Below are 26,395 nucleotides of genomic sequence, written 5' to 3'. Positions count from 1 at the left end.
ATGCCAGCTTTCACAAGAATCGGGCCACGGCCGGGCGTACGCTGGCCCGGATCGGCACACCGGAGGGGAGAGCAGCATGACGCACCTGGTCGCGGTCCTGGCCCTGGACGGGGTGATCGCCTTCGAACTGGGCATCCCCGCCCGCATCTTCGGCGGCGCGAAGGATCCGGACGGCGGGCCGCTCTACGAGGTCGCCACCTGCACGCTGGACGGCGGGCCGGTCGCCACCAGCGCCGACTTCAGGGTGGCCGTCGACCACGGCCCCGAACTCCTGGCGCGGGCCGACACGGTGGTGATCCCGGCCTCCGCGGACTCCAGCCCGGCCGCCGTCGACGCCGCGTTCACCCCCGAACTGGCCGCCGCGCTGGCCCGGATCCGGCCCGGCACCCGGCTGCTGTCGATCTGCACCGGCTCGTTCCTGCTGGCCGCCGCCGGCCTGCTGGACGGCCGCCCGGCCACCACGCACTGGCGCTACACCGAGCGCTTCGCCGAGCTGTTCCCGAAGGTCCTGCTCGATCCGGACGTGCTCTACACCGACGACGGCGACGTCCTCACCTCCGGCGGCGTGGCCGCCGGGGTCGACCTGTGCCTGCACGTGGTCCGCCGCGACCACGGCAGCGCGGTGGCCAACGCGGTGGCCCGCAACTGCCTCGTCCCGCCGTGGCGCGAGGGCGGCCAGAAGCAGTACGTGGAGGCGCCGAGCCCGGTGGAGACCGGCGGCGGCACCGCGGCGGTGCGCGCCTGGGCGCTGGAGCACCTGGACGAGCCGCTCGCGCTGCGCCGGCTCGCCGACCGGGCGGGGATGAGCGTGCGGACGTTCACCCGGCGGTTCCGCGAGGAGACCGGCAGCAGCCCGGGCCAGTGGCTGACCGTCCAACGCACCGAGCGGGCCCGCCAGTTGCTGGAGCGCACCGATCTGACCGTCGACCAGGTCGCCCGGGAGTCCGGGTTCGGCACCGCGGCCTCGCTCCGGCTCCAGCTGCGCGGGCGGCTCGACGTGGCACCGAGCGCCTACCGGCGGACCTTCCGGGCGGTTTCCTGAGAAGTCTTCCGGGTGTGCCCCGGCCGGGTGGCCGGAAAGTGATCCTCCGGAACGGCGAATTGGATGGCGGCAGGCCGTACGCATCCCGAGCGCGGCACGGCGGGCCGCCATCCAATCGCGACGCACGGGCCCTGAACCCGCGCTCGCCCTCCGCACTCGCCGAGGAACGGCCCACGACCGGCGGTCCGCGGCCCCCCTGCTGGCATGATCCCCCTGGACAGCAGCACCGCGGCGGCGTTCGGGTGCCCCTCGGCGTCCCCTCGCGACGGAAAGCTGCACCCAAGCGTGATCAGCCGGATACGTCACGTCAATTGGGTTGTCGGAAATTCGGAATGGTTGCGTCAGGTTTCGGCCCGATGATCGCCGAGCGGCGGCCCGACCGGCGGAGCTACGGCGCGAGGGCCGCCCAGTCCGCGCTCTCCAGCGGGTCCACCGGCGGGGCATCCGTGCCGATTTCGCACCAGACCCGCTTGCCCGAGCCGTCCGGGTACCAGCCCCAGCGGTCGCAGAGCAGCTCGACCAGCTCCAGGCCCCGCCCGTTGGTGGCGTCCGCGTCCGCCCCGGCGTGCCGCGGGGCCGGCGCCACCTCGCTGGCGTCCGCGACCTCCACCCGCAGCGGGCCGGCCGGCGCACCCACCGGGGCGCCGTCCAGCGGCAGGCAGAGCCGCAGCACGGCCGGAGAGCCGGTGTGCACCACGGCGTTGGTCACCAGCTCGGAGACCACCAGCACCACCGTCTCGGCCATCGGCGCGTCCGGGTCCACCCCGTGGTTCAGCAGCCGCGAGCGCACCCACCGCCGGGCCCGGCCGACCTCGGCGGGATCCGCCTGCACCGCCAGCTGTACCTGAAGAACCTGCACCGCTCTCCACCACCCGCACTCGCAGTTCGGCCATCGTCCCGATCGGGCCGGATCGGCCGGCCGGCGGGCCCTCGGACGTCCCACCCGGTGCTGGCCGCGACGAATACGCCTCAGGATGGGTGGGCGGACGGACCGCAGCAAGCGCTTCGGGCATATTCCAGCGATCGGGGGACAGGGCAGTGCATACTGTCCCGCTCACTCTGGCGAGCCTCGCACCGGCACTCGTCCGGCACTCGTCCGGCCCGGGGCCGACCCGCAGCCGACCCGCCCGGACCGGCAGTGGCGAACCTACCGCCGCACACCCCGGACACCCGGACCGCCACTCGCGAACCACCCGTGCGACATATGTCCAGCGGCCGTCGAACAACGACATCGACGGACCGTCCCACCAGCGGATCGTCCCACCATGTGTCGAACCGGGGCCGACGGACCGAAGCTCCGCTCCCCCTTCTTCGCGGAATCCTCCCACTGCTGACGGACCGCAAGATACCGTTGGGTAAGTCAGCGATCCCCCAGGCAGGAGGGTGGTTTCCGATGGCCGCCCCCGGCACGACGGCCAGCCCCGGGAGCACCCCGCGCTGGGACGAACAGCTCCAACTGCGCCTCGCCAGCGGCGAGGAGAGCGCGCTCGGCGAACTCTACGACCAGCTCGCGCCGATGGTGCACGGTCTCGCCGCGCGCATCCTCGCCGACCAGGCCGCGGCCGCCCGGCTCACCCGGGAGATCTTCGCCCAGGTCTGGGAGCACCCCGAGGCCTTCGACTCCGCGCAGGGCTCGCTGCGCTCCTGGCTCGGCGCGCTCACCCACCGCCACGCCGTCGACCGGCTGCGCCTGCGCCGGGCCGCCGCACCCCACGCGCCGGACCCGCTCGCCGAGGACGAGATCCGCGACGTCGCCACCGCCGCACGCGTGCAGTACGTGGTCGACTCCCTGCCCCGGAGCCTGCACGAGACCATCGCGGTGACGTACTACGACGGCCGCACCTACCAGGAGACGGCCCGTCGGCTCGGCATCAGCGAGCAGGCCGCGAAGCAGCGGATGCGGCTCGGCCTGGACCTGCTCGCCACCGAACTGGCCGAGGAGCGGGCCCACCAGCGCGAGACGAACTCGGGCGACGAGTACCGGAACGGGGACGGGGGGACGTGACGACCACCGAGGAGCAGCACGACGCCCTGCGCTCGCTGCTCGGCGCCTGGGCCCTCGGCGCCTGCCCGCGCGCCGAGGCCGACGGTCTGGAACAGCACCTGCGCGCCTGCCCGGCGTGCGCCGAGGAGGCCGCCCGGCTGCGCGAGGCGGCCGGCTGGCTCGCCGTCGACGAACCGCTCGACCAGCCCGGCTCGCTGCGCCAGCAGGTGCTCGACTGGTGCCTCGCCCGCCGCCCGGCCGAACTGGCCGTCCCCGCCTGGGGCTTGCCGTACACCGCGGAGACCGCCAAGCTCGACGCGCTGCTGTGCGACCTCGGCCCGGAGGAGTGGCAGGAGGTCGCCGAACTCCCGTGGCACGGCGGCACCGAGTACCTGCGCCCGGCCGAGGTGCTGTGCCATCTCGCCGCCGTGGACGGCTATCTGGCGCTCGCCCTCGGCCTGCCCGATCCGGTGCCAACCGATCCTGTGCCAACCGGCCCGGTACTGACCGGCCCTGTCCTGACCGGCCCGGTGTCGGAAGACCCGGTGCCGCGGCAGGGCGGCCGGTTCGCCGGGATCGCCGGGCGCACCGCCCGGCTCGCCGCCGACCAGGCCGGCCGGGCACCGCAGTCGGTGCGCGCCCGCTGGCGGCGGCAGACCCAGGAGCTCGTCCGGGCCGCCGCCGCGCTGGACCCGCAGGGCAGCACCCCGGTCGACTACGGCTTCGCCACCGTCCCGCTGCGCGACGCCTTCCTGGACCGCGCCTTCGAGTGCTACGTGCACGGCGAGGACGTGGCCCGCGCTGTCGCCTACCCGTACGACCCGCCCGCGCCCCAGCACCTGCGGCAGATGGTGGACGTGGCGGTCCGGATACTCCCGCAGATCCTGGCCGGCCGGCGGTCCGCCCGGGCGGACCGTCCCGCCGCGGCGCCGACCGGGGCGCCCGCGGCACCGCCCGCGGACGGGCGACCGGGCCGGCGGCTGCGGCTGGTGATCGACGGTCCGGCGGCCGGCGAGTGGCTGATCCCCCTGGACGGGCCCGAGGACGACGGCCCTCCGGGCGGAGAGCCGGTGGCCTCGATGGTGCTGGACGGACTGGAGTTCTGCCAGCTGGCCGCAGCGCATCGCGACCCGGACCGGCTGCCGGTCGGCGAGCACGGCGACCGGGCCGCGATCCGCGAGGTGCTGCACGCGCTGCCGCTGCTGTCCCGGCCGTAAGGCGTCGTCCACACGGCCGAGGCCGCAGAACCGAGGCCCCAGAACCGAGACCGCAGAACCGAGGTCCCGGAACCAGGGCCGTGAAGCCTCAGGCGAAGACGACCGTCCGGCTGCCGTTGAGCAGCACCCGGTGCTCGCTGTGCCACTTCACCGCGCGGGCCAGCGCCTGGCACTCGACGTCCCGGCCGAGCGCGACCAGCTGGTCCGGGGTGGTGTCGTGGGTCACCCGGGCCACCTCCTGCTCGATGATCGGGCCCTCGTCGAGGTCCGCGGTGACGTAGTGCGCGGTGGCGCCGATCAGCTTCACGCCGCGCGCGTGCGCCTGGTGGTACGGCTTGGCGCCCTTGAAGCTCGGCAGGAAGGAGTGGTGGATGTTGATCACCCGGCCGGACAGCGCCTTGCACAGGTCGTCCGAGAGCACCTGCATGTAGCGGGCCAGCACGACGAGTTCGACGTTCTCCTCGGCCACCAGGTCCAGCAGCCGCCGCTCGGCCTCGGCCTTGGTGTCCTTGGTCACCGGGATGTGGTGGAAGGGGATGCCGTAGCCCTCGGTGAGGTCCTGGAAGTCGGTGTGGTTGGAGACCACCGCGGCGATCTCCACCGGCAGCGCGCCGATCCGGCTGCGGAACAGCAGATCGTTCAGGCAGTGCCCGAACTTGCTGACCATGAGGATGATCCGCATCTTCTCCTCGGTCGGGTGGATCTGCCAGTCCATCCCGAACGAGGCGCCGATCGCGGCGAAGCTGGCCCGCAGCTTGTCCGCGCTCACCGGCTCGGCGGCGGAGAAGTGCACCCGCATGAAGAACAGACCACTGTCGGCGTCCCCGAACTGCTGGCTGTCGATGATGTTGCAGCCGGTCATGAAGAGGTAGCTGGACACGGCGTGGACGATGCCCTGCTTGTCGGGGCAGGACAGCGTGAGAACGTACTGGGCACTGGCCGACTGCTGCTCCACGAGTGGGTATCCCGTCCTGTCATCGCGCGTTCGTGAATGGTCCAGCGTGTCACATCCTGGACACCCGCCGCCCCGGTGCCCGCACTGCGGGACGGCGGCGCTCACGACGGGGACGCCCCGGGGCTCAGACGGAGGTGAGGATGCGCAGCACGTCCAGTGACCTGGGCGCGGCGTCCGGGTCGTCGCCGTCGCTCACCGCCAGCGCGACGTGGGCCTCGCGGGCGGCCCGGACGGCCTCCGGCCAGCCGGGGTGGCCGAGGTACGCGGAGGCCGGGGCGTCCGCGCCGACCTCGTGCAGCAGGCTGACCACCCGCAGCACGGCGACGTCCACCAGCGCGGCCTCGGCCGAGTCGCGGAAGATCGTGCCCACGTACTTCTCGGCCGACCAGCGGTCCAGCCAGGTGTCCTCGACCAGCCGGTAGACGGCGTCGGTCACGTCTCCGTACCCCTCCCGGCCGGAGAGCCAGGTCTCCTGCTGGAAGCCGGGGTCGGACAGCATGTGGAGCGCCGAGCGCAGTCGGGCTCGCCAGCGCCACCAGGGCAGGTCGTTGAGCGGCATGCCGCCCATGGTGCTGGAGCGGTGGCCCGGACGAGAAGGGGTTCGGGCGGACCGGTGCGAAGAATCTGTGGTGGCCGACATGGAGAACGATCGTACGTTCCCCGGCTGTTCGTACTCCACTCGCCGTCTACACGCGTACCCACCGGGAGTTCGGCACCCGTTTCCCGACCATTCGCATTTCGGCCCTCTCGGCTTGTGGCGCCCGGGCTTGGCTGGGTCCGGTGCGCCGAAGGGCGCCCAGAGAGGGAGGACCGATGACCAGCCGAAGGGGCTCGTTCCAGCCTCAGCACCAGGTCGGGCGGCGCCGCCGCCCGATCGCCGCGGCCGTCTGCGCCGCGGCCCTGCTCCCCGCCCTCCTCTCGGCCTCCGCGTGCGGCGGAGCGGCCGACGCCTCCACCGGCGCCGACGACCTCACCGTGATGACCTGGGCCCCGGCCGGCACCGGCTCGGCCGACCGGCCCGGAATGACCGCGCTCGCCGAGGCGATCGGCCGGGACATCAACCTCAAGGGCGGATTAAACGGGCGCCGGCTGCGGGTGCTCACCTGCAACGAGCACAACACCGCCGAGGGCGCCAAGGCCTGCGCGCAGCAGGCGGCGGACGCGGGCGCCATCGCGGTGCTCGGCTCCTACAGCCAGTACGGCGACGACTTCATGCCCGTGCTGGAGCGCGCCGGCATCCCCTTGATCGGCGGGTACGGGCTCTCCCAGCCCGAGTTCAGCAGCCCGCTGTCCTACCCGGTGGACGGCGGCATGCCGGCGCTGATCGGCGGCAGCGGCCGGCAGCTGGTGGAGGCCGGCTGCCGGAGCGTCGCGCTGGTCCGCCCGGACACCCCTGCCGGCGACAACCTGCTCGGCTACCTGGCCAACGCGCTCAAGCCGGCCGGGATCAAGCTGCTCGACGTCAAGGCGCCCGAGAAGTCCAGCGACTACTCCGCGGTGGTCCGCAAGGCGATCGGCAGGGACGACCCGGGCAACTGCATCACCAGCGCGCTCGCCGCCGAGCCGACCGGCACCATGCTGGACTCCTACCGGCGGCTGGGGCCGAAGAACACCCGGATCGCCTCGGTGATCGGCAGCGTGCAGCAGTCGGTCGTCGACTCCACCGGCGGCGACGGCGGCCCGCTGGCCGGCGCCTACGTCACCAGCTGGTACCCGCCGGAGTCGGCGAAGGTGTGGGACGGGCTGCGCGCCGTGGTGCGCGCCGACACCACCGGCGGCAGGACCATCGACGTCTCCGATCCCGGCGTGCAGACCACCTGGGTCTCGTACGAGGTGTTCCGCGCGGTCTCCGACAAGCTGGCCGCGGCCGGCAGGCAGATCACCGCGAAGACGGTGTCCGGGCTGCTGGACAGCGGCGAGGGCGTCGACGTCGGCCTCACGCCGCCGCTGAACTGGGGCACCACCAACATGCTGCCGAGCACCGAGTCGCCGCGGCTGGTGAACACCTGGGTCACCTACCAGGTGGTGAAGAACGGGCGGATGACCTTGCAGCAGCCCGGCTTCGTGGACGTCCGCTGGGTGCTCACCGGGGGCAAGCCGCCGGCGTGACGGCCCTGCCGCCGTTACGGCCCCGTCGTCCCCGTCACAGGTCCCCGTCGGTGCGCGAGGGCAGGCCGCTCTGGGTCGCGATCGCGTTCCAGAGGTTGGCAGCCTGCTTCTTCGCGGTGGTCGCCTGGCCGCTGGCCGTGACCGCGTTCTTGTAGTGCTGGTTGTCGCCCTTGCCGCAGGCGCCCGGGGCCTGCGAGTCCGAGGCCCAGGCCGCGTACTCGTCGTCGGCCTGGGCCGAGGCGGTCCAGGCCGCGTTGAGCTGCTCGACCAGCTGCTGTCCGCCGGGCAGCTTGTCCGTCTTCAGCTGGCCGAGCTTGGTCTGGAGCTCGCGCCGCTTGCCGGCCGCACCGGTCAGCGCCTGCTGCGACTCGGGCAGCTTGTCGCACTTCTGCACCGAGCTGACCGCGCCGACCACCGCGTTGCGGCTGTCGCTCGCGGTGCCGAGCAGGTCCGACAGCGGCTGGGCCTGGGCCTTGACGTCCGGGTCGATGGCGGCGCCCGAGCCGCTCGCGGTCGCCGGGCCGGGGGCGGCGCTGCTGGTGGCGGCCACCGGGGTGGTCTTCTTGTCGCTGCCGCCCTTGCTGTCGTCGCCGCCCACCAGGACGGCGACCAGGATGCCGGCCACCGCGCAGCCGGCCACGACTCCGCCGATGATCAGCTTGTTGGACGGGCGGTTGCTCCCGCGGCGCTCGGGGAACGGCACGGCGGTCGTCTCGAAGACGCGGGGGTCGCAACCCAGAACCGGCTGGGCCTGCGCCTGCGGATGGCCCTGGTACCCGGGGTAGCCGGCGTCCGGCTGCGGCGGGTAGGCCGGCCCGGGCTGCGGGTAGCCGGGCTGGGCGGCCGGGTAGCCGGCGCCCGCGTTCGGGTCCCCGGTCGGGTACGGCGGGAGGTGCTGCGTCTCCGGGGCCGGGTCACCCTGCGGGTAGCCGTAACCGGGCGCGGGGGCGCCCTGCTGCGGCGCGGGGCCCCACGGCGCGCCCTGGGCCGGTATCGCCTGGGTCGGCATCGCGTGCACACCCTCGCCGAGGTACTCCGGCTGCCCGGACGGCTGCCCCACCGGCGGCATCGGCTGACCCGGGTGTGCCTGCGGCTGGCCGTACGGGGCCTGCGGCTGGCCCTGCTGGGCCGGCTGCTGGCCGGGTTCGGGGCGGAACAGGTCGTCCAGGTTGAAGTCACCCGAGTTGGGGTACGAGCGGCGCTGACTCAACGCGATTCCTCACCTGTGCACGACCGCGCGCTGACGGCGGACCACATCTCGTCGGTTCTTGGGAGCATCACAGTTCCTTGGACGTCGCGCCCACGCTACCGGTTCGCCGAACCGGCTGACCACGTGGGCGGGACAATCCACCACACTCCCCGCGCGCCGCGCCGCACCGTGCTCAGGCGGCCTCCGCGTCCGCCCGGGCGTGGAACTCGCGGACCACCCGCTGCTCCCGGAACGGCTCCAGCCGGCGCCGGAACTCGTCCAGGTACTCCACGCCGCGGTTGGACCGCAGTCCGCTCAGCAGCCGGACCGCCTGCGCGCCCGTCTCGCAGGCGCGCTCCAGGTCGCGCTGCTGCAACTGCGCCGTGGCCAGCAGCACGAGGTCCACCGCGCGCCGCCGGACCCGCGTCGGCGGGTGCAGGTCGAGCGCCCGGCGGGCGTAGTGCTCGGCCTGGCCGGCCTGTTCGAGGTCCCGGTGGCAGTGCGCGAGCTCGTCCGCGAGGTAGGCGTCGTCGAAGTGGACGATCCAGTCCGGGTCGTCCTCCGGGCGGCGCTTCTCCATCATCTCCAGCGCCCTGGCCGCCACCGTCTCGCAGGACCGGGCGTCCCCGAGCAGGGCATGGCCGCGGGCCTCGGCGGCGTAGAACATCGCCATCGCCGTCGGGGTGGCCACCGTCCGGGCGCCCTCCTGCGCGGCGCGGGCGAGTTGGGCGATCTCCCGCGGGTTGCCCAGCGTCGCCGCCAGGTGGCTCATCGACGCCGCCAGCACGTAGCCGCCGTAGCCGCGGTCGTCCGCCGCCTGGGCCAGCCGGAGCGCCTGGATGTAGTAGCGCTGGGCGAGCCCGGGCTGCCCGGTGTCCACCGCCATGTAGCCGGCCAGTTCGGTCAACCGGGCCACCGCGGCGAAGAGTTGCCGCCCCGTCTCCTCCCGGTACGCCCCGCCGAGCAGGCCGGAGACCACCGAGTTGAGGTAGTGGACGACCACCGGGCGGACGTGCCCGCTGCCGAAGCGGTGGTCCAGGTCGACCAGCATCGCCGTGGTCGCCCTGATCGCGGCCACGTCCGTCGGGCCGACCCGCGGACCGCCGGTGCGCGCCACCACCGGGTCGGGCGGGGTGATCAGCCAGTCCCGGCTGGGCTCGACCAGCGCGGAGGCCGCGACCGTCGCCCCGGTCAGGAAGTCCCGGCGGCCGACGTCGCTGCGCCAGAGCTCGCAGACCTGCTCCAGCGCCGCGTTCAGGGTCGGCGCGAACTGCAGCCCGATGCCGGAGCTGAGGTTCTTGCCGTCGGCCATGCCGATCTCCTCGACCGACACGCCGCGGCCCAGCTTGCGCCCCAGGGCCTCGGCGATCACCGCCGGCGCCTGCCCGCGCGGCTGCTGTCCGCGCAGCCAGCGCGCGACGGAGGTCTTGTCGTAGCGCAGGTCCAGCCCGTGCTCGGCGCCGCAGAGGTTGACCCTGCGGGCGAGGCCGGCATTGGAGCAGCTGGCCTCCTGGATCAGTTGCTGCAGACGCTCGTTGGGCTGTCGTGCGACGAGTGGTCTCGCGGCCATTGGGCTTCGCCTCCCCACACCCTCCGGCCCCGGCCGGCGGGCGACGATTCTGCTGATCTGTTGCCGACTGTCCGACCGTCCAAGGAATCTGACACCAGGTTAGCGATCAGCAACGCCAGCGGGATACCCACGGTGACGAACCGCACCCCCCACGCGCCCTGGGAAATGCTCCCGTGCGCCCCCACTGCGCCTGCCACCGCCCGCTCCAATTCGGTTGAGTCACCGGATCGGGTGACATCGCCAGGATGCACCTATTCGGCCCCAACCGGGCCGTAACCAGGCTCACGCACGGTAGTTGAGCAGCGCGTGAACGAGATCCCCGACTCCCCCGACCAGGGCGGGAACGCCCAACTGCCCCCGCTCCTCATAGAAGCCGTCGGCTACGCCGAATCCCGCCACTGGGAGGTCACCCCGGGCGCCTGGCTGATCGACGACGACGGGCCCGCCCGCTGCTCCTGCGACGACCCGCGCTGCCCGTTACCGGGCGCCCACCCGCTGGACGCGGACTGGGCCCGCAAGGCGAGCGCCGGGCCGGGGGCGGTGCGGCGCTGGTGGACCGACCGGCCGCAGGCCTCCATCCTGCTGCCCACTGGCCGCTCCTTCGACGTCCTGGACGTCCCGGAGACGGCCGGCTGCCTGGCCCTGGCCCGGATGGAGCGGATGGACCTCCAGCTCGGCCCGGTCGTCGTCCTGCCCGCCTCGCCCGGGCGGGTCGGCCGGCGGCTCCACTTCCTGGTGCTGCCCGGGGTCGCGGCCAAGCTGCCGGAGATGCTCCGCAAGCTCGGCTGGCCGCCCGGCCGGCTCGACCTGGTCGCCCGCGGCGAGGGGGACTGGACGGTCGCCCCGCCGTCCCGGATCGGCGGCACCGGGTACGCCCAGTGGGCCCGCTCCCCCTCGGCGCTCAACCGCTGGCTGCCGGACGCCGCCGAACTGATCAGCCCGCTGGCGTACGCGTGCGGGCGCGAGGCCCCCGCGACCCGCCCCCGGCCCGTCCTGCGGGCGGCAGCGGTGCGCTGAGTGGTTCCGCCGAGCACCGCGCCGAGCTGACTCACCGCCCCCTGGACGGTCGCTGAACGGCCGCCCTACGCCTATCGGGTGAGGGCGTGCACCGCGCGACACAACGCGCGCGAGTGACGGGCCTCGTCTCCCACCGGAGACGGGGCCCGTCATACGCATGTGCGGATAAGGCTTCGGTGTACCCGCTGGTCAACGGCGAAAGCCCCTCGTACGAGTGACAGCGCTCAAGGATTGCCATGATCGGCCGAGGGGATGATCTGCGGTGCGAGGGGACGCCGGAAGGGACGCTCGGACGGGGAAGCCGGGCGGGGCGGTGGAGGGGACGGGAGGGAGCGGAGGGGACGGGAGGGACAGGAGGGGAGAGGGGGACGGGGAGGGTGAGAGGGCCCGCTGCAGGGGTCCCGTCCGGCCGAAGGCCGGCGGAGAGCAGCGGGCCCTCCTCGTCGTGCGTGCCGGTGTCGTGCGTGCTGCCGTCGTGCGTTCTGCTGTCGTGCGTGACTCAGGCCTGGGCGACGAAGACGTGCTGGGCGATGTCCTTGCCCAGCTCCGCCGCGTTCTCGCCGGTGCCCACGAGGACGCCACCGACACCGGGGCTCACCTTGACCGTGGAGCCCGGCCGGACGCCGGCCCGGCGCAGCGTGCGCATCAGGCCCTCGTCGGTCTGGATCGGCTCGCCGATCCGGCGGACCACCACGCTGACGCCCTCCTCGCCCGGCTGGACCGAGTCCAGCTGGACGAGCGCGGCGTCGAAGCCCTCGCCCTCGGCCTTGGCGTCGCCGAGCTCGTCAAGGCCCGGGATCGGGTTGCCGTACGGGGACTGGGTGGGGTGGCCGAGCATGGCGAGCACCTTGCGCTCGACCGTCTCGCTCATCACGTGCTCCCAGCGGCAGGCCTCCTCGTGCACCTGCTCCCACTCCAGGCCGATCACGTCGACCAGGAGGCACTCGGCGATGCGGTGCTTGCGCATGACGCGCACCGCGAGCCGGCGGCCCTCCTCGGTGAGCTCCAGGTGACGGTCCCCGGCGACCTGGAGCAGCCCGTCGCGCTCCATGCGGCCGACCGTCTGGCTGACCGTGGGACCGCTCTGCTCCAGGCGCTCGGCGATCCGGGCGCGCATCGGGGTGATGCCCTCCTCCTCCAGCTCCAGGATGGTGCGAAGGTACATCTCTGTGGTGTCGATCAGCCCAGACATCGCCGCTGGCTCCGTTCTTCGGTGTCCTCACCGCCAATTCTGACCTACCGCACCGACTACCGGGCTCGCCCAGGCGCTACCGACAGCGGTTTTCGTTCCTGTTGACAGCGGCGGCGCCCAGGCGCCAGCGTGCTCGCCGTAGCTTTCTCCACTGGCGGCCCGGACCACCCCGGCCGCCCCGCCCGGCCGGCCCCCTCACCGGCAGAGAGCGAAGACAGCAGATGAACGACCTGGTCGGCCGGTACTTCGACGCCGCGATCTCCCACCTCCAGCGGGTCCGCGAGGAGGAGGCCGGCACCATCGAGGCCGCCGCCGCCCTGCTCGCCGAGGCGATCACCGAGGGCCGCCGGGTCTTCACCTTCGGCGCCGGGCATTCCTCGCTGCCCGCCCAGGACGTGGTCTACCGGGCCGGCGGGCTGGTGCCGATGAACCTGCTGAACGTCCCGGGGATGGCCGGGGTGACGGTGATGCCCGCACCGCTGGCGAGTGCGCTGGAGCGGGTCTCCGGCCTGGCCACCGCCGGCCTGGACCACACCCCGGCGACGGCGGGCGACGTGCTCTTCGTGATCTCGCTGTCCGGCCGCCAGGTCATGCCGGTCGAGCTGGCCCGGCACGCCCGGGAGCGCGGGCTGACGGTGATCGGGGTCACCTCGCTCGCCTACCCGGGCGAGGTGCCCTCGGCGCACCCGTCCGGGACGTATCTGAAGGACCACTGCGACGTGGTGCTGGACAGCAAGATCGCGGTCGGGGACGGCGAGCTGACCCACCCGGCCGCGCAGACCACCTTCGGCCCGGTCTCCACCGTCGTCACCAGCGCGCTGATGCAGGCCGTGGTGGCCTCGGCCGTGGGCCGCCTGGCGGACGCGGCGGCCGCGGGCACCGGGGACGCCCCGCCGCTGTTCCGCTCGGGGAACGTGCCGGGCGGGACGGAGTGGAACGTCCGGCAGATGAACGACAACGCGGAGCGGATCTTCTACACCTACTGACGGCCACTGACGCGACGGCGAGGGCCCGTGCGGTTGTTCGGGCCGCCCGCCGGACAACGACCCGGGGGTTCCCGGCCATTGCGGGCCGGGCGGGCCGTCCGCAGGCGTACGGGGGAGCCCGCCGGGGCAGGAGAGCGGTGCGACCGGAGCGACGGGTGGGGGCCGAACATGGCGTCTGGTACGGGGCGGACCGGGTGGGTGCGGGAGCGGGATCTGATGCCCGAGCTCTTCTGGACCGCCGACTCGGCCTCGCTGCAGGGCCAGAACCGCGCGGTGATCCTCTCCGCGTGGGAGCTGATCCTCCTGGTGGTCGCCGCCGCAACCGGCTCCGCCGACGGCGAGCCGTGGGCGTGGCCGGCCGCCGTCGCGTACCTCGGCGCGATCGCCCTCTCGGTGGTGATCAGCCGGCAGAACCCGCAGGGCCTCTGGTACGAGGGCCGGGCCGCCGCCGAGTCCGTCAAGACGCTGGCCTGGAAGTTCGCCGTCCGGGCGGACGCCTACCAGCCCCCGCCGCGCACCCTGCCGGACGCGGAGGGCCTGTACCGCTTCCAACTCGGCCGGGTGCTGGGCGCGTTCCGCGGCAGCCGGGTGATCGGGCCGGACACCGGCGTGGAGCTGGCCGAGATCACCGAGGCGATGCGCGGCCTGCGCGAGCAGCCGCTCGCGGTGCGCCGCGAGGTGTACCTGCGGGAGCGGATCCAGGTGCAGCACGACTGGTACCGCTCGAAATCCCGCCACTGCGCCCGGGCCGGCCACTGGGCGGGCGTGCTGGGCGTGGTGCTCCCGGCGCTCGGGCTGGTGCTGGCGGTGCTGCGGGCGCTCGGCGCGTTCACCTACGACGCGCTGGGCACGGTCTCGGCGGTGGCCGCCTCGGTCACCGCGTGGGCGCAGCTGCGCCAGTACCGGCCGCTGGCGGCCGCGTACGGACTGGCCGCCGACGAACTGGAGCTGATCAGGCGTCAGCTCACCAGGCTGGACGTGGAGTCGGCGGACGCCGAGGAGATCTGGGCCCGGCTGGCCCGGGACGCCGAGGACGCGGTCTCCCGCGAGCACACCACCTGGCAGGCCCGCCGGGAGATCCGCACCACCACCGACCGGGACCACTGAGGAGGCCGCGGGTGGCGTTACGAATGGTCAAGGCGGCGGACGGCCGCGCGCTCGCCGTGGAGTCCCTGGGCGACCCGCGCGGCCGTCCCGTGTTCCTGCTGCACGGCATGCCGGGCAGCCGGGTCGGCCCGCATCCGCGCAGCACGGTGCTGTACCGGCTGGGCGTGCGGCTGATCTCCTACGACCGGCCCGGCTACGGCGACTCGACCCGGCTGCCGGGGCGCCGGGTGAGCGCGGCGGCGGCGGACGTGCGGACCATCGCGGACGATCTCGGGCTGGACGGCTTCGCGGTGCTCGGCCGCTCCGGCGGCGGCCCGCACGCGCTGGCCTGCGCGGCGCTGCTGCCGGAGCGGGTCAGCCGGGTGGCGGTGCTGGTGGGCCTGGCGCCGCGGAACGCGACCGGCCTGGACTGGTACGCCGGGATGACCCCGTCGAACGTTCGCGCCTACCGGGAGGCGGAGCGCGGGCATGACCGGATCGCCGACACGATGGAGTTCCGGTCCCGGCAGATCAAGGACGACCCGGTCCGGCTGCTGAAGGGGTTACGACCCGAACTGTCGCCCGCCGACCGGGAGGTGGTGGCCGACACCGGGCTGCGGCGGATGCTGCAGAGCAACTACCGGGAGGCGTTCCGGCACGGCGCGGACGGCTGGATCGACGACGTGCTGGCGTTCACCGCCGACTGGGGGTTCAAGGTCGAGGACGTCGCGGTGCCGACCTGGCTGTGGCACGGCGCGGACGACCAGTTCTCCCCGGTCGGGCACTCCCGCTGGCTGGCCGATCACATCCCGGGCGCCGAGCTGTTCCTGGAGCCCGGCGCCGCGCACTTCGGCGCCTTCCGGGTGCTGACCACCACCCTGGCCTGGGCGGCGGGCCAGAGCTTCACGCGCCCCTAGGGCTTCACGGGCTGGAGCTTCACGGGGCTAGGGCTTCACGGACTGGGGCTTCACGGGCGTCACGGGCTCGCCCCCGGCGAGCACCGCGAGGATGTTGTCCACCGCGAGGCCACCCATCGCCTGCCGGGTGCGGACGGTGGCGCTGCCGAGGTGCGGGGCCAGCACGGCGCGCTCCTGGGCGAGCAGGGCGGACGGTACGGCCGGCTCCTGCTCGAAGTTGTCGACGGCCGCGGCGAACAGCGCGCCGGACTCCAGCGCCGCCGCCAGCGCCTCCTCGTCCACCACGCCGGCGGTCATGCTGACCACCACGGCCCCGTGCGGCAGTTGCGCCAGCCTCCGGGCGTCCAGCAGGTGCCGGGTGGCTGCGCTGAGCGGGCAGGTGACGACCAGCACGGTCGAGGTGGCGAGCAGGTCGTCCAGGGACTTCCAGGCGGCGCCCTCGGCCTGCTCGGGCGGCAGTTCGCCGCGGTTGTGGTAGGCGACCGGCATGTCGAAGGCCCGGGCCCGGCGGGCGACCGCCTGCCCGATCCGGCCCATGCCGAGGATGCCGAGCGGGGTGCCGGCCAGTTCCATGCCGAGCAGGAAGTTCGGCGCCCACACCCAGGGGCGGCCGGAGCGCAGCAGGCGTTCGCCCTCGCCGAGCCGGCGCGTGGCGGCGAGCAGCAGCGCCCAGGCCATGTCGGCGGTGGCGTCGGTGAGCACGCCGGGGGTGTTGCTGACCAGCACGCCGCGTTCGGCGCAGGCGGCGAGGTCGATGTTGTGGTGGCCGACGGCGTGGTTGGCGACGATCCGCAGCCCAGGGCCGGCCGCGTCGAGGAACTCCGCGTCCACCCGGTCGTCCAGGGTGGTGAGGACGGCCCGCCGGCCGCGCACGGCGGCCAGCAGCTCCGGCCTGGGCATCGCCAGGTCGGAGTCGTGGCAGGTGACGGCGTGGTGCCCGGTGAGCCGTCCGATCACGCCGGGCGCGAGGCGGCGGGTGACCAGGACCGGAGGCAGGGGCGGGGACTGCATGCTCATGGGCCCGCAGCGTACCCGCCCCCGCGATCAGACCGGCTGCGGTTCGAGGTCGCGGTTGATCCGCTTCCAGCCGCGCGCCGACACCGTGTTGGGATGCTCCTCGCCGAACTGCCGGATCAGCTCGGCGATCGAGCGGGCCCGCAGTTCGGCGGCCTGGGTGTGCCGGCCGGCCGCCCGCAGGGTGATCGCCAGGTTGGCCTCGCAGGCGACGGCGTCCGGGTGCCGGGGCGTGTAGCGGGCGCAGAGGCCCTCGTAGGCGGCGCGGCCCAGTTCCTCGGCGCGCTCGATCTGGCCGTCCTCCCCGTAGGCGCTGGCCAGGTTGATCATCGCGTTGAGGGTGTACGGGTGGTCCGGCCCGACCGAGCGGGTCAGCCCGTCGACGGTGGCCAGGCCGCGCTCGATGGCGCCCCGGACGTCGCCGCTGCCGCGCAGGTAGATGCCGAGGTTGTTGGCGCAGGCCAGGGTGAACGGGTGCTCGTCGCCGAACAGCCGCCGGTGGCCCTCGTAGACGGTGGCGCACAGGTCGCGGGCGGTCTCCTTGTCGCCGGAGGCGCTGTGGTCGGCGGCCAGGTTGAGCGCGCAGGCCAGCGCGTCGGGCGCGTCGGCGCCGTAGCGCTCCAGGTAGCGCTCGTAGGTCTCCTTGGTGATCCGGCGGGCCTCGGCGAGCTGGCCGATCCGGCGCAGCGAGACGGCGAGCGACTTGGCGTTGCGCAGGTTCTCCGGCAGGTCGGGGTCGAGCACGTCGCCGAGGTCGGCGGTGACCTCCTGGAGGAGTTCCACCGAGCCCTGGTAGTCGCCGAGTTCGCGCAGGTCGCGGGCGAGGTTGGACTTGGTGGAGAGGGTGTAGGGGTGCTTGGGGCCGAGGACGGCGGTGCGCCGGTCCAGGGTCTCCTGGTCGAGTTCGCGGGCGAGTTCGCTCTCGCCGACCAGCCGGTAGTCGATCGCCAGGTTGTTGGCCATGGCGAGGGTGCGCGGGTGGTCGTCGCCGAACAGCTCGCGGAACTGGGAGAGGATCTCGCGGTCGAGTTCGAGGGCGGCCTGGAACCGGCCGAGCGCCCGGCGGTCGGCGCCGAGGGAGCCGGCGGTCATCAGGGTGTACGCGTGGTGCTCGCCGAGCAGGGCCCGCTGGCGCTCCAGGGTGTCCTCGTCCAGGGCCAGCGCCTCGGCGTAGTTGCCCTGCGAGCGCAGCACGTTGGCGAGTTGGAAGCGCAGCAGCAGGGTCTGCCGGTCGCCCTCGCCGAGCTTGCGGGTCCACTCGGTGTCGAGGGCGTGGCCGAGGTCGCGGGCGCGGTCGAGTTCGCCGCGCTTCCACAGGTAGCGGACGCGGTCGATGAGCAGCTGACGGGTGTCCGCCTCGTCGCAGTTGTGCGCCTTGGACGGCGACAGGTGCGGCCAGATCTCGTCGAAGGCGGGCCAGTTGGCCGGGTCGTCGGTGTCGCCGAGGACGGGCCGGGCGCCGGTGAGGATGCGGTGCACCTCGTGGACGGCGACCTCCTGCTCCTCGTCGCTCATCTCGGCGCGGATCACCGCCTGCACCAGCCGGTGCACCTGGAAGCTGTTGCTGCCGGCGTCGACCTTGGCCAGCGCGTACCGGCCGATCGCCTGGATCACCTTGCCCAGCATGAACTTGTCGCTGAGGTCGGCGTCGTACTTCACCAGCGCCCGGATCATCTGGTCGCTGTAGAAGAGGTTCATCGAGATCGGCTCGGGCGCGAAGAACGCGCACAGCTGGAGCAGCCGGACGGCGGCCGGGGACTGCTGGCGCAGCCGGCCGATCGACACGTTCCAGGTGGCGCCGACCGGCGTCGGGTAGTCGGCCGGGCGGGCGACGGCCAGTGCGCGGGCCGCCTCGGCGTGCAGCTGGGTGACGTACGTCTCGACCGGGGTGCCGGTGGTGTCCAGCCACGCGGCTGCGACCTCGACGGCGAGCGGCAGGTCGCCGACCGCCTCCGCGACCCGGTCGGCGTCCGGGCGGGACAGGCCGCGGGCGCGCCGGCACAGGTGCTCGACGCTCTCGCCACGGGTGAAGACGTCGACCTCCAGCGCCTCGGCGTGCCCGCTCCAGGCCTGGTTGCGCGAGGTGACCAGGATGTGGCCGGAGCCGCCGGGGAAGAACCGGCGGATCTCGGCCGGCTCGTCGGCGTTGTCGAAGATCAGCAGCCAGCGCGGGGTGGGCACGCCGCGGCGCAGCGCCTCGCGGGCGGCCTCGGCGGCCTCGGTGACGGAGTCGCCGACGCGCAGGCCGAGGCGCCGGGCCAGCTCGGCGAGGGACGGGGCGACGAGTTCGGTCTGCTCGGCGTCGATCCACCACACGAGGTCGTAGTCGGACATGAAGCGGTGCGCGTACTCCAGCGCGACCTGCGTCTTGCCGACGCCGCCGAGCCCGTACAGCGTCTGCGGGGTGGGCAGGACGGCCGCCATGCCGCCGCGCAGCTGGTTGCGCAGCTGCTCCAGGACGGCGGCGCGGCCGGTGAAGGAGGGGTTGCGCGGCGGCACGTCCCACACGGATGGCTTGCTGCCGGGGTAGCGCGGCCCGCCGCCGGCGTCGTCGGCGAGCGCGACGTCGCCGCGGCCGAGCGCGCGCAGCAGGGTCTGCACGGACTGCGCCTCGTCGCGGCCGACCAGGTCGACCGGGTTGCGGTTGCTGAACGGCGCGGTGAGCCGCACGTCGCCGACCCGGACGGGGACGAGCTGGCGGCGGGTGCCGGACGGGTCGGAGCTGACCACGGACTCCCACAGCGCCCGGGCCTGCGGGGAGCGCTGGTAGGCGGGCGAGAGCACGGCGACCGTCCGGTAGGCGGCGTCGATGCCGCGTTCGGTCTCCTCGCGCGGGTCGGTGCCGGCGCTGAGGTCCCGGGGCAGCACCCGGAAGCCGGCCCGGGTGAGCACGGACTCGATCCAGTCCGCCCACATCCGGTCCTCGGGCACGTAGGACAGGTAGAGGTCGGCGGGCACGGACGGGCGGCGGCGGGTGAAGGCGTCCACGTAGCGCAGCCGCACCTCCTCGTCCACCGCCGGCAGCCCGGTGACCCTGCCCTCGGTGATCACCGAGGTGAGCCGCTCGCAGGCGGCGAGCATCGAGGTGGGGGTGCCGGTCTGGTCGCCGAAGGTGGCGAGGATCTCCTCGTAGGCGTAGAACGGCCGGTACGGGATCTCCACCGAGCCCCAGTACTGGTTGAGTTCCTCGCCGCCCAGGCCGGCCGGCAGGCCGTCGAAGCGGACCCGGGCGAGCGCCCGCCCGGCGTCGGCCTTCTCCTTCTCGCCCTCGTCGATGCGCATCGGCACGGGCAGGATGCGGATGCCGCGCTCGCGGTAGCGGTCGTGGATGTGCTGGGCTATGCGCGAGGCGCCGTCGATGGACTGGTCGCTGAGGGTGAAGCAGACCACCAGGTCGTCGGGCATCTGGACGGTGCAGATCTCGGCGATGTCGGACAGGCCGGTGCGGGAGTCGATCAGCACGTAGTCGTACCGCTTGGCCATGTCGGCCTTGAGCGCGTCGAAGAACTGCCCGCCGTCGAACCGGTCGTAGAAGATGTCCCAGTCCAGGTGGGTGACGGCCTCGGAGTAGTCGCGGTTGAACTGGCCCGCGGAGAGGAAGTCCAGGCTGCCGCCGTCCGGGAACAGCGGCCAGGACAGCGACAGCGCGTGCGGGTGCACCCGGGCGAAGTCGAGGTGCCAGCCCTCGGCGTGCTCGACGGGCCGCAGCGCCTCCTCGCGGTACTCGGCGATCAGGTCCATCATCCCGGTGGTGCCGGCGAGCGAGGCCGGGTCCAGGAACGGGTGGAAGAACTTGGCCAGGCCGGGCGCCTCCAGGTCCCAGTCCACGGTGAGCACGCGGAAGCCGTTGGCCGCCAGGATCCAGGCGGTGTTGGCGAGCGCCATGGTGCGCCCGGTGCCGCCCTTGTAGGAGTAGAAGGTGATGATCCGGCCGTTGCGGTCCTGCTCCTCCGCCTGACGCCGGGCCTCGCGCCAGGCGTCGCGCTGGGCGGCCACTTCGGCGGCGGAGAGCCCCCCGACGCGGAGGTTCCTGGTGCGGTTCTCAGTCATCGGTGAGGTCCTCCCACGGGCGCCATCCCGTCGCCGGGTTCGTCGCCGTCGTCACGGTCTGGGTGGTCGTCCTGGCCGAAGGGGCCCGGGCCCGCGTCGCGCCGGAACGCGTCCCGCAGGCTGGGCCGCGGCGGCGGCGGGTCGTCCGGCTCGGCCCGGGTGCGGCCCTCGAAGGCGTACTTGGCCTTCATCGCGGCCCGGGGCAGCGCGTCGTCGAACTCGTCCAGGGTGGTCAGCCCGGGCGGGCCGCCGGTCGCGCCGAGGAAGCTCGGCCGGCTGGCGCGGCGGGTGATCCGCAGGATCCGGTCGCTCAACTCGCCGAGCTCGCGTTCCCGTTCCTCGCACTCCGGGTCGTCCAGGTTCCACGGCTCCAGGACGCTCACCCAGGTGGCGTCCGAGCGGTCGAAGCGCCGTACCAGCTCGCGGCGCCGCTCGTCGCGCAGCGCCCACCGGTCCAGCAGCAGCAGGCCGGGTGCGGTGGCCTCGCCGCCGATGATCGCCTCCGCCTCGTCGTCGAACTCGTGCACCGTCGGCTGGAATCCCAACTGCCGGGCCAGCCGCACCGCGTGCTGCGCGATCGGGGAGCCGGACGGGCGGTAGGGGTGCCAGTCTGTGCGCTTGGCGCCGTAGTAGTCGGAGCTGCGGTCCTCCGGCAGTTCGCCCTGATGGTAGGAGAGTACGGAGATCCGCAGCTGCTTGGTGGGTGCGGACACGTTGAACGCGCTCGGCAGGGAGTTGAAGTCCATCGGGCGACCGACCGGGATCACCGTCTCCTCCGCGACCTGCACGATCCGCGCCGCCAGCCGGTGCACCGCCAGCTCGTACGCGGACCGGAAGTAGGTGAGCTTCATCAGCGCGTACAGGCCCTCGGTGGCGTAGTCGGGGCCGAACCCGGCGTGGTTGAACTGGAGTTCACTGGCCACCTTGGGCAGCCGGTAGCGACTCATCGGCGCCCACAGCACCGGCACGATCCCGCTGGTGCGCTCCGAGTCGATGTTCGCCGGGTACACCGGGCGCCGGGTGAAGGCGTACCACTCCTGTCCGCACGGGACGCTGTTGAAGTACCGAGGCGAGTACAGCGGCACGAACACCCGGCAGGTCGCCAGCTCCTGCGACAGCCGCTCCGCCCACAACTCGCCCTGGTGCATGGACTCGTCCATGAACCCCACCGGTGCCCCGGCGGGCACCGTGGTCAGCTGCAGGACCGCCTCGCAGAGGTCCCGGTACAGCTGCCGCACCCAGTGGTTGGGATCGCCGGCTCCGCGTGCGCCGGCCTTCGGGGTGTGGGCGTAGGAGAGGAAGAAGTACGGCCGGGTGTCGTCCTCGTCCCAGCCACGGTCGTTCACACGCGCCTCCCCCGGGCCCGTCGGCAACCTGGTTCCCGCAGCCCCCGTGCGCGGGGCTTCAGTGTAGGAACGACTGACGCCCCAATGGAATAGCACAACGACTCGCACGAATTGACATGACCGAAACGACGTGCTGGTCAGCTACCGGTGGCCGACTGCTTGATGGACGTCAGGTCGATGATCTGATCGGCGGGCGGGAGGCTGACGGTGACCTGGGCGTCGTAGTCGGAGAAGTCCATCGTCGTGCCGTCCGTGCTCCCCTCCACGTGCGACGACTCGACCCGGACCGGGCGCGCGGGGCCGTCCACGGCGACGTACCCGTTGAACGCGCCGTCCTTCTGGGTGGACGAGACGACGGTCACCGCCTTCTGCCCGTTCACCGTCGTGGTGCCGTCGGAAAAGACCTGCTTGTACCAGTCACCGTCGCCGAACACCGGAATGCCCTTGAGCTCGCAGAACGTGGTGATCGAGGCCAGGTCGTCACCCGGCTTGATCCGGATCCAGCGGTCCTTCCCCAGCTCCACGGCCTTCGCCCCGCCCTGCTTGGCGAGGAGTTGGGCATCCTCCTTGACCAGCGTCTGCCCGGCCGCGCGCAGCAGCTCGGCCCGGCCCTGACCCGTTCCGAAGTCGAACGACCCCGCGCAGTCGCCGTTGGCGGCGGCCGAGATCGTGAAGGTCGTCTTCTGGCCGCCTTCGACCTCACTCCCGGTGATCTTCACGGACTTGGCCTGCGCGAACTCCTTGTGCCCCGCCGAAAGGATCGTCCCGCCGGTGGCCGATTCCAGCCGCTCGCTGGTGGCGCTCGGGCTCGCCGCGTTCCCGTTCCCCGTCCTGGCATCTCCCCCGCACCCGGCGACGGCGGCCAGGGCAAGAACGACCCCGCCGACCACGGCAGCCCGCTTGACGATCACGATGAACCCTTCGTACGGCAATCACCTGTGCGGATCCTACGCGGCGGGCCCGACAGGGCGGGCCCGACCGGGGCGGCGGCCGGGCCCATGCACCATCTGTGACACCTACCCCCGGTCGCGGATCTCCTGGAGCCGCCGGAACCGCCGCGAGCAGGCCTCACCGGCCCCGCCGACGACGGCGGCCAGGAGGATGAGGAGGAGCATGCCGATCACGGTCGGCTCCGGTGGCGCCTGTACTCGCGCAGGAGCGCGAGGAGGTTGATCAGCGTGCTCGCCGGGACGTTGCCGAGGGAGACGAGGACTCGGCCGTTGAGGACGGTCTCGCCGGGCTGGGCGGAGGGCCAGAGGAGCCCGAACTCGCGGCCTTCGGCTCGGAGTTCGACGATCAACTCGGCGATCTGCCGCCCGGTGAGGTGCCGGACGGCCGGATCGGCCGGCTGGATCGGGTGGAGGGCGTTCACGCGACGCCGTCCAGCTCGAACCAGACCCGCTTGCCGAGCTTCTGCGGCTCCACGCCCCAGCGGTGCGTGAGACCCGCGACGAGCTGGAGCCCTCTCCCCGATTCGGCGAGCCCACCGGGCTTCCGCCGCTCGGGGAGGTCGGAGCTCCGGTCGGCGACGGTCACGCGGAGCGTGCTGTCGAGCATGTCGACGAGGACGACGGGCGCGGCGGTGCCACCGTGCCGCCACGCGTTGACGATCAGCTCGACGAGCGCGAGTTCGGCGTCGGCGATGGCGGAGGAGTCGTAGCCGGCGCGGGTCATCAGGTCGCGCAACGCTTCGCGGGTCACGGTCAGGGAGGGGGAGTTGAGCATGGGGTTACACACGGGGGATCTCCCAGCGGTGCAGTGGAGGGGAGCACCTGTCGGGTACGTCGCCGTGAGCCAGTTCGCGATGCGAGTGCTCTGCGGAGCCCGCCGGGGCAGCCGGTACCAACTGCCATGCGTGCGGACGTTACTGACTGCCCATCCGGTGCGCGATGCCACAGCGACTGTAAGGGAAGAGTTCCAACGATGCAACACACCATGTAATCGCCCTTACACTGCGGGTAGGGATGCGGCAGCCCGCGCGAGGAGGTACGTACGTGGGACTCAGGACCGAGGTCAGCGAACGACAGCGCCGCTTCGGCGAGGAGTTGCGACGTCTACGCGATGCCGCAGGCGTGTCGGCGCCGGAGATGGGCGCGATGATGGGCATGAAGGGGCCTGCTGTCAGCCACACCGAGGCTGGAAGGTTGAGTATCAACCTTGACCGCCTGCATATCTGGCTCGAAGCCTGCCGAGTCACGGACCCTGACTACCGTGCTGCTCTGATCGCCATGAGCGAGAGCACGGGCAAGGGCTGGTGGACGAGCTACAGAGGTCTCGTGAGGCCCACCGCCATCGACCTCGCCGAAGCCGAGGCGAGTGCCACGGCACTGGACAACTACGAGACCTTCCTGATCCCGGGCCTGCTCCAGACCAAGGCCTACAGCGAGGTCATCCTCGAATACGCCGAGAAGAAGGTCGAGTTCCGCCGCAAGCGCCAGCAGGTCCTGGACCTTGAGAACGGGCCACCGCTCCGGGTCGTGATCCACGAAGCAGCGCTGCGAACGAACTACGGCGGGCCGAGAGTGATGAGGAACCAGCTGAACCACCTCGTCGAGGTCGGACACCTGCCCCACGTGACGCTCCAGGTCCTTCCATTCGACTGCACCGTGTATGCGGACACCGATACGCCGTTCATGCTGGTCGCAGGCCAACATCCCCGACTGGACACCGTCCTGCTGGAACACCCGCACGGTTCGTTCTTCATGGGCGATCCTGAAGGAGTGGCTGTGTTCCGGCGGAAGTTCGAGCAGCTCAGAAGCCTGGCGCTACCTCCGCTGGACGCCGCCAACCCCGCGCCGTCGCCGGCCTTTCGCGACTCGTCGGGTTTGATCCAGCACATCCGATACACGATCCAAGGTAGGTAGCCATGAGCCAGTACTCCTGGCAGAAATCGAGCTTCAGCGGCACCAACGCCAACTGCGTCGAGATCGCGATAGACGGCGACCACATCTACATCCGCGAATCCGACGACCCCACCACCATCGTCACCACCACCCGCGCCAAGCTCCACGCGTGGCTGCGCGGTGCCAAGGCCGGCGAGTTCGACCACCTCACCGCCTGACCCTCACCAGATAAGGACCTCGGGCCAGGCGGCGTTGAGGCCCTCGCCGCCGTCGCGCGACGGAATCGTGCGCCAGGTGACATTGCCAAGCCGGGCCTGCGCGGAGAGCGCAGGCCCGGCTTCCCCCAGAACACTCCGCACCATTCGGCCCTCCAACCCCTGCGCAGGAAGTCGACATCGCCGACTTCCTGCGCAGGGGGTAGGGAAACAATCGTTGCCGCTTCGGGCGGAGCCGAAGCGGCAACGGGGTGCGAGATATCAGGCGCGGATCAGGCAGAACGGGTGACCGGCCGGGTCGGCGAAGATCCGCCAGCGGCCGGCGTCGCGCAGCCGGACGGCGCCGAGTGCGAGCACCTCGCGTTCGACGTCGTCCAGGTTCTCGACGTCGACGTCCAGGTGCGCCTGCTGGGGGTGCTCCGCATCCGGCCAGCGTGGTGGTCGGTGGTCGGCGACGCCCTGGAAGCAGAGCACCATGCCGCCGTCGAGGTGCAGGGTGGACCACGCATCTCCGAGCGACCAGCGCGGGTCCGGCCGGTCGATCTCGCCGCCCAGCAGCCCCGCGTAGAAGCGGGCCAGCGCGGCCGGTTCCGGGCAGTCGAGCACGAGGCACTGCAGTCTGCCGATCACGGTCTTCTCCTTCGGCGAGTCCTTCTGCTGAGCCCGATTCTCGCCGGTGGTACGGAGGTTCAGGCGGCCAGCCCGAGCACGAGGGAGGCGGCAGCCGGGACGGCATAGATGATCGGGAACGGGACGTGCGCGTACGCGCGGGCCCGCAGCACGGTGATGACGGCGCCGGTGAAGTACAGCACCAGCCCGATCGCTGCCAGTTCGCCGATCACCGGAACGACGAACCCGACCAGCAGGCCGATCGCACCGGCTGCCTTCGCCACGCCCAGCCAGGTCCACCAGGCGCGCGGCACGCCGTACTCGGCCAGCGGGCCGACGACGAACTCGGCCTTGAAGAAGACGGCACCGGCGGAGAAGCCCGCCATGAGGGCGCCGAGGACGGTGACGATGGTGTGGGCGACGGACATGTGAGGCTCCCTCATGCGCGGCGTTGCTCGGTCACTTCACTGACCCGGCCCACCGCCTACGTGTGACAGCTCCCGCGAAAAATCTTTCGGGCTGCGTTAGGGCAGGACGACCGCGCCGACGGATGCCTCCCCGAACCGCTCGGTGGACTCGTCCGGCGCCGAAGGAGGCACGCAGCCGTCGCGTGGCTCCCGGCGGGCCGCCACCGGGGTGAAGTAGGCCCAGCCGTCCACCTCCACTGCCGCCGGGCCAGCGGCATCCCAACCGCGGGCGACCGCCTCGTCGAGCAGGGCCCGGGCGGTGCCGGGCTCGTTCAGGTTCAGCCAGTGGCCGCCCGTGCCGACGACCCCGGACGGGCCGTAGCCGTCCGGCACCAGCCGGCCTTCGCCGCCCAGGAAGACGAGCAGGAGCCGCCCGTGTGCGCCGTGGCGGCGGAGTGTGAGGATCTCGCGGCAGTCCCGGTAGTGGTACCCGTCCTCGACGTCATGGGCGTGCCGAACGGTCCAGAGGTACGTCTCGTCGCCGACGACGAGACGCCGGGCCTTCCTGCTCCTGCGCACAACTCCCCCTCGTTCCTGCTCGGCCCCCACGCTCTCACAGATCGACGACGGGGGAACCGAGATCCCCG

At 72.7% G+C, this 26,395-nt stretch carries 25 protein-coding genes; 10 read left to right on the top strand and 15 right to left on the bottom strand.

The window, feature by feature from the left end; translation table 11 throughout:
- Positions 1 to 76: 76 nt before the first annotated feature.
- Entirely contained in the window at positions 77 to 1,042 is a 966-nt protein-coding gene (locus tag F7Q99_RS15425) for a GlxA family transcriptional regulator (RefSeq protein ID WP_153461988.1), read from the top strand.
- Between the two features lie 388 nt (positions 1,043 to 1,430).
- Here F7Q99_RS15425 and F7Q99_RS15420 read toward each other — a convergent pair whose 3' ends face one another.
- Positions 1,431 to 1,901: an ATP-binding protein gene (locus tag F7Q99_RS15420; RefSeq protein ID WP_326846695.1), complete on the bottom strand. Its 471-nt coding sequence runs from the start codon at positions 1,899 to 1,901 to the stop codon at positions 1,431 to 1,433.
- Positions 1,902 to 2,435: 534 nt separating this feature from the next.
- Here F7Q99_RS15420 and F7Q99_RS15415 point away from each other — a divergent pair.
- Positions 2,436 to 3,047, top strand: coding sequence for a sigma-70 family RNA polymerase sigma factor (locus tag F7Q99_RS15415; protein ID WP_153461986.1), 612 nt, complete (start codon positions 2,436 to 2,438; stop codon positions 3,045 to 3,047).
- Positions 3,044 to 4,243, top strand: coding sequence for a zf-HC2 domain-containing protein (locus tag F7Q99_RS15410; protein ID WP_326846694.1), 1,200 nt, complete (start codon positions 3,044 to 3,046; stop codon positions 4,241 to 4,243). Before F7Q99_RS15415 ends, F7Q99_RS15410 begins: the two co-directional genes overlap by 4 nt.
- A gap of 88 nt (positions 4,244 to 4,331) precedes the next feature.
- Here the strand turns inward: F7Q99_RS15410 and purU are convergent, their stop codons facing one another.
- A complete protein-coding gene (gene purU, locus F7Q99_RS15405; protein ID WP_326846693.1) occupies positions 4,332 to 5,198 on the bottom strand; it encodes a formyltetrahydrofolate deformylase in 867 nt (288 codons plus the stop codon).
- A 124-nt stretch (positions 5,199 to 5,322) separates the two neighbouring features.
- The gene (locus F7Q99_RS15400) at positions 5,323 to 5,757 is read right to left on the bottom strand and encodes an SCO4402 family protein (protein ID WP_407697787.1); all 435 of its coding nucleotides are present in this window, start codon (positions 5,755 to 5,757) and stop codon (positions 5,323 to 5,325) included.
- Positions 5,758 to 6,011: 254 nt separating this feature from the next.
- Here F7Q99_RS15400 and F7Q99_RS15395 point away from each other — a divergent pair, with 254 nt between their 5' ends.
- On the top strand, positions 6,012 to 7,307 hold the full coding sequence (locus tag F7Q99_RS15395; RefSeq protein ID WP_153461982.1) for an ABC transporter substrate-binding protein: 1,296 nt from the start codon (positions 6,012 to 6,014) through the stop codon (positions 7,305 to 7,307).
- Positions 7,308 to 7,341: 34 nt separating this feature from the next.
- Here the strand turns inward: F7Q99_RS15395 and F7Q99_RS15390 are convergent, their stop codons facing one another.
- Together F7Q99_RS15390 and F7Q99_RS15385 are read right to left on the bottom strand one after the other, a co-directional pair.
- On the bottom strand, positions 7,342 to 8,517 hold the full coding sequence (locus F7Q99_RS15390; protein WP_153461980.1) for a hypothetical protein: 1,176 nt from the start codon (positions 8,515 to 8,517) through the stop codon (positions 7,342 to 7,344).
- A 172-nt stretch (positions 8,518 to 8,689) separates the two neighbouring features.
- Entirely contained in the window at positions 8,690 to 10,066 is a 1,377-nt protein-coding gene (locus F7Q99_RS15385; protein ID WP_153461978.1) for a tetratricopeptide repeat protein, read from the bottom strand.
- 306 nt (positions 10,067 to 10,372) lie between these two features.
- On the opposite strand from F7Q99_RS15385, the gene F7Q99_RS15380 reads away from it, so the two are divergent.
- Complete coding sequence (locus F7Q99_RS15380) at positions 10,373 to 11,083, top strand: bifunctional DNA primase/polymerase (RefSeq protein ID WP_407697786.1); 711 nt, start codon at positions 10,373 to 10,375, stop codon at positions 11,081 to 11,083.
- Positions 11,084 to 11,582: 499 nt separating this feature from the next.
- Here F7Q99_RS15380 and F7Q99_RS15375 read toward each other — a convergent pair whose 3' ends face one another.
- Positions 11,583 to 12,275: a metal-dependent transcriptional regulator gene (locus F7Q99_RS15375; RefSeq protein WP_153461975.1), complete on the bottom strand. Its 693-nt coding sequence runs from the start codon at positions 12,273 to 12,275 to the stop codon at positions 11,583 to 11,585.
- A 221-nt stretch (positions 12,276 to 12,496) separates the two neighbouring features.
- Between F7Q99_RS15375 and F7Q99_RS15370 the strand changes: the two genes are divergently transcribed.
- The 3 genes from F7Q99_RS15370 to F7Q99_RS15360 all read left to right on the top strand — a co-directional run bounded on the left by F7Q99_RS15370 (position 12,497) and on the right by F7Q99_RS15360 (position 15,264).
- Positions 12,497 to 13,261 carry a sugar isomerase domain-containing protein gene (locus tag F7Q99_RS15370; RefSeq protein WP_153461973.1) on the top strand — a complete coding sequence of 255 codons (765 nt, stop codon included), beginning with the start codon at positions 12,497 to 12,499 and terminating at the stop codon, positions 13,259 to 13,261.
- A 216-nt stretch (positions 13,262 to 13,477) separates the two neighbouring features.
- Positions 13,478 to 14,368 carry a DUF4231 domain-containing protein gene (locus F7Q99_RS15365; RefSeq protein WP_195911075.1) on the top strand — a complete coding sequence of 297 codons (891 nt, stop codon included), beginning with the start codon at positions 13,478 to 13,480 and terminating at the stop codon, positions 14,366 to 14,368.
- 23 nt (positions 14,369 to 14,391) lie between these two features.
- Positions 14,392 to 15,264 carry an alpha/beta fold hydrolase gene (locus tag F7Q99_RS15360; protein WP_153466220.1) on the top strand — a complete coding sequence of 291 codons (873 nt, stop codon included), beginning with the start codon at positions 14,392 to 14,394 and terminating at the stop codon, positions 15,262 to 15,264.
- Positions 15,265 to 15,291: 27 nt separating this feature from the next.
- Here the strand turns inward: F7Q99_RS15360 and F7Q99_RS15355 are convergent, their stop codons facing one another.
- From F7Q99_RS15355 to F7Q99_RS15330, 6 genes are all read right to left on the bottom strand, one after another.
- Positions 15,292 to 16,281, bottom strand: a complete 990-nt coding sequence (locus tag F7Q99_RS15355) for a 2-hydroxyacid dehydrogenase (protein WP_153461970.1) — start codon at positions 16,279 to 16,281, stop codon at positions 15,292 to 15,294.
- Between the two features lie 27 nt (positions 16,282 to 16,308).
- Positions 16,309 to 20,328: an FxSxx-COOH system tetratricopeptide repeat protein gene (gene fxsT, locus F7Q99_RS15350; protein WP_153461968.1), complete on the bottom strand. Its 4,020-nt coding sequence runs from the start codon at positions 20,326 to 20,328 to the stop codon at positions 16,309 to 16,311.
- Positions 20,325 to 21,674, bottom strand: a complete 1,350-nt coding sequence (locus F7Q99_RS15345; RefSeq protein WP_153461965.1) for a TIR-like protein FxsC — start codon at positions 21,672 to 21,674, stop codon at positions 20,325 to 20,327. Before F7Q99_RS15345 ends, fxsT begins: the two co-directional genes overlap by 4 nt.
- 137 nt (positions 21,675 to 21,811) lie before the next feature.
- Positions 21,812 to 22,585 carry a hypothetical protein gene (locus F7Q99_RS15340; protein WP_153461963.1) on the bottom strand — a complete coding sequence of 258 codons (774 nt, stop codon included), beginning with the start codon at positions 22,583 to 22,585 and terminating at the stop codon, positions 21,812 to 21,814.
- 209 nt (positions 22,586 to 22,794) lie between these two features.
- Positions 22,795 to 23,046, bottom strand: coding sequence for a hypothetical protein (locus F7Q99_RS15335; protein WP_153461961.1), 252 nt, complete (start codon positions 23,044 to 23,046; stop codon positions 22,795 to 22,797).
- A complete protein-coding gene (locus F7Q99_RS15330; protein WP_153461958.1) occupies positions 23,043 to 23,411 on the bottom strand; it encodes an ATP-binding protein in 369 nt (122 codons plus the stop codon). Before F7Q99_RS15330 ends, F7Q99_RS15335 begins: the two co-directional genes overlap by 4 nt.
- 257 nt (positions 23,412 to 23,668) lie before the next feature.
- Between F7Q99_RS15330 and F7Q99_RS15325 the strand changes: the two genes are divergently transcribed.
- Positions 23,669 to 24,538 (top strand): helix-turn-helix domain-containing protein, encoded by an 870-nt coding sequence (locus F7Q99_RS15325; protein ID WP_195911074.1) that lies wholly within the window; start codon positions 23,669 to 23,671, stop codon positions 24,536 to 24,538.
- 2 nt (positions 24,539 to 24,540) lie between these two features.
- Positions 24,541 to 24,735, top strand: a complete 195-nt coding sequence (locus tag F7Q99_RS15320; RefSeq protein ID WP_153461954.1) for a DUF397 domain-containing protein — start codon at positions 24,541 to 24,543, stop codon at positions 24,733 to 24,735.
- Positions 24,736 to 24,993: 258 nt separating this feature from the next.
- On the opposite strand, the gene F7Q99_RS15315 is transcribed toward F7Q99_RS15320, so the two are convergent.
- The 3 genes from F7Q99_RS15315 to F7Q99_RS40415 all read right to left on the bottom strand — a co-directional run bounded on the left by F7Q99_RS15315 (position 24,994) and on the right by F7Q99_RS40415 (position 26,327).
- Positions 24,994 to 25,362 carry a VOC family protein gene (locus F7Q99_RS15315; RefSeq protein ID WP_326846692.1) on the bottom strand — a complete coding sequence of 123 codons (369 nt, stop codon included), beginning with the start codon at positions 25,360 to 25,362 and terminating at the stop codon, positions 24,994 to 24,996.
- Between the two features lie 59 nt (positions 25,363 to 25,421).
- Positions 25,422 to 25,769 carry a DoxX family protein gene (locus F7Q99_RS15310; RefSeq protein ID WP_153461952.1) on the bottom strand — a complete coding sequence of 116 codons (348 nt, stop codon included), beginning with the start codon at positions 25,767 to 25,769 and terminating at the stop codon, positions 25,422 to 25,424.
- 96 nt (positions 25,770 to 25,865) lie between these two features.
- Positions 25,866 to 26,327, bottom strand: a complete 462-nt coding sequence (locus tag F7Q99_RS40415; protein ID WP_195911073.1) for a hypothetical protein — start codon at positions 26,325 to 26,327, stop codon at positions 25,866 to 25,868.
- Positions 26,328 to 26,395 lie beyond the last annotated feature (68 nt).

Origin of the sequence: Streptomyces kaniharaensis, assembly GCF_009569385.1 — a bacterium.
Classification (GTDB): domain Bacteria; phylum Actinomycetota; class Actinomycetes; order Streptomycetales; family Streptomycetaceae; genus Kitasatospora; species Kitasatospora kaniharaensis.
This window is presented reverse-complemented; position numbering and strand designations above follow the sequence as displayed.

Excerpts from the sequence above, each read along its gene's own strand:
- F7Q99_RS15320 (WP_153461954.1), top strand. The coding sequence starts at position 24,541 with ATGAGCCAGTACTCCTGGCAGAAATCGAGCTTCAGCGGCACCAACGCC.
- F7Q99_RS15365 (WP_195911075.1), top strand. The coding sequence starts at position 13,478 with ATGCCCGAGCTCTTCTGGACCGCCGACTCGGCCTCGCTGCAGGGCCAG.
- F7Q99_RS15415 (WP_153461986.1), top strand. The coding sequence starts at position 2,436 with ATGGCCGCCCCCGGCACGACGGCCAGCCCCGGGAGCACCCCGCGCTGG.
- F7Q99_RS15370 (WP_153461973.1), top strand. The coding sequence starts at position 12,497 with ATGAACGACCTGGTCGGCCGGTACTTCGACGCCGCGATCTCCCACCTC.
- fxsT (WP_153461968.1), bottom strand. The coding sequence starts at position 20,328 with ATGACTGAGAACCGCACCAGGAACCTCCGCGTCGGGGGGCTCTCCGCC.
- F7Q99_RS15400 (WP_407697787.1), bottom strand. The coding sequence starts at position 5,757 with ATGCCGCTCAACGACCTGCCCTGGTGGCGCTGGCGAGCCCGACTGCGC.
- F7Q99_RS15310 (WP_153461952.1), bottom strand. The coding sequence starts at position 25,769 with ATGTCCGTCGCCCACACCATCGTCACCGTCCTCGGCGCCCTCATGGCG.
- F7Q99_RS15375 (WP_153461975.1), bottom strand. The coding sequence starts at position 12,275 with ATGTCTGGGCTGATCGACACCACAGAGATGTACCTTCGCACCATCCTG.
- F7Q99_RS15395 (WP_153461982.1), top strand. The coding sequence starts at position 6,012 with ATGACCAGCCGAAGGGGCTCGTTCCAGCCTCAGCACCAGGTCGGGCGG.
- F7Q99_RS15385 (WP_153461978.1), bottom strand. The coding sequence starts at position 10,066 with ATGGCCGCGAGACCACTCGTCGCACGACAGCCCAACGAGCGTCTGCAG.
- F7Q99_RS15425 (WP_153461988.1), top strand. The coding sequence starts at position 77 with ATGACGCACCTGGTCGCGGTCCTGGCCCTGGACGGGGTGATCGCCTTC.
- F7Q99_RS15355 (WP_153461970.1), bottom strand. The coding sequence starts at position 16,281 with ATGAGCATGCAGTCCCCGCCCCTGCCTCCGGTCCTGGTCACCCGCCGC.
- F7Q99_RS15360 (WP_153466220.1), top strand. The coding sequence starts at position 14,392 with ATGGTCAAGGCGGCGGACGGCCGCGCGCTCGCCGTGGAGTCCCTGGGC.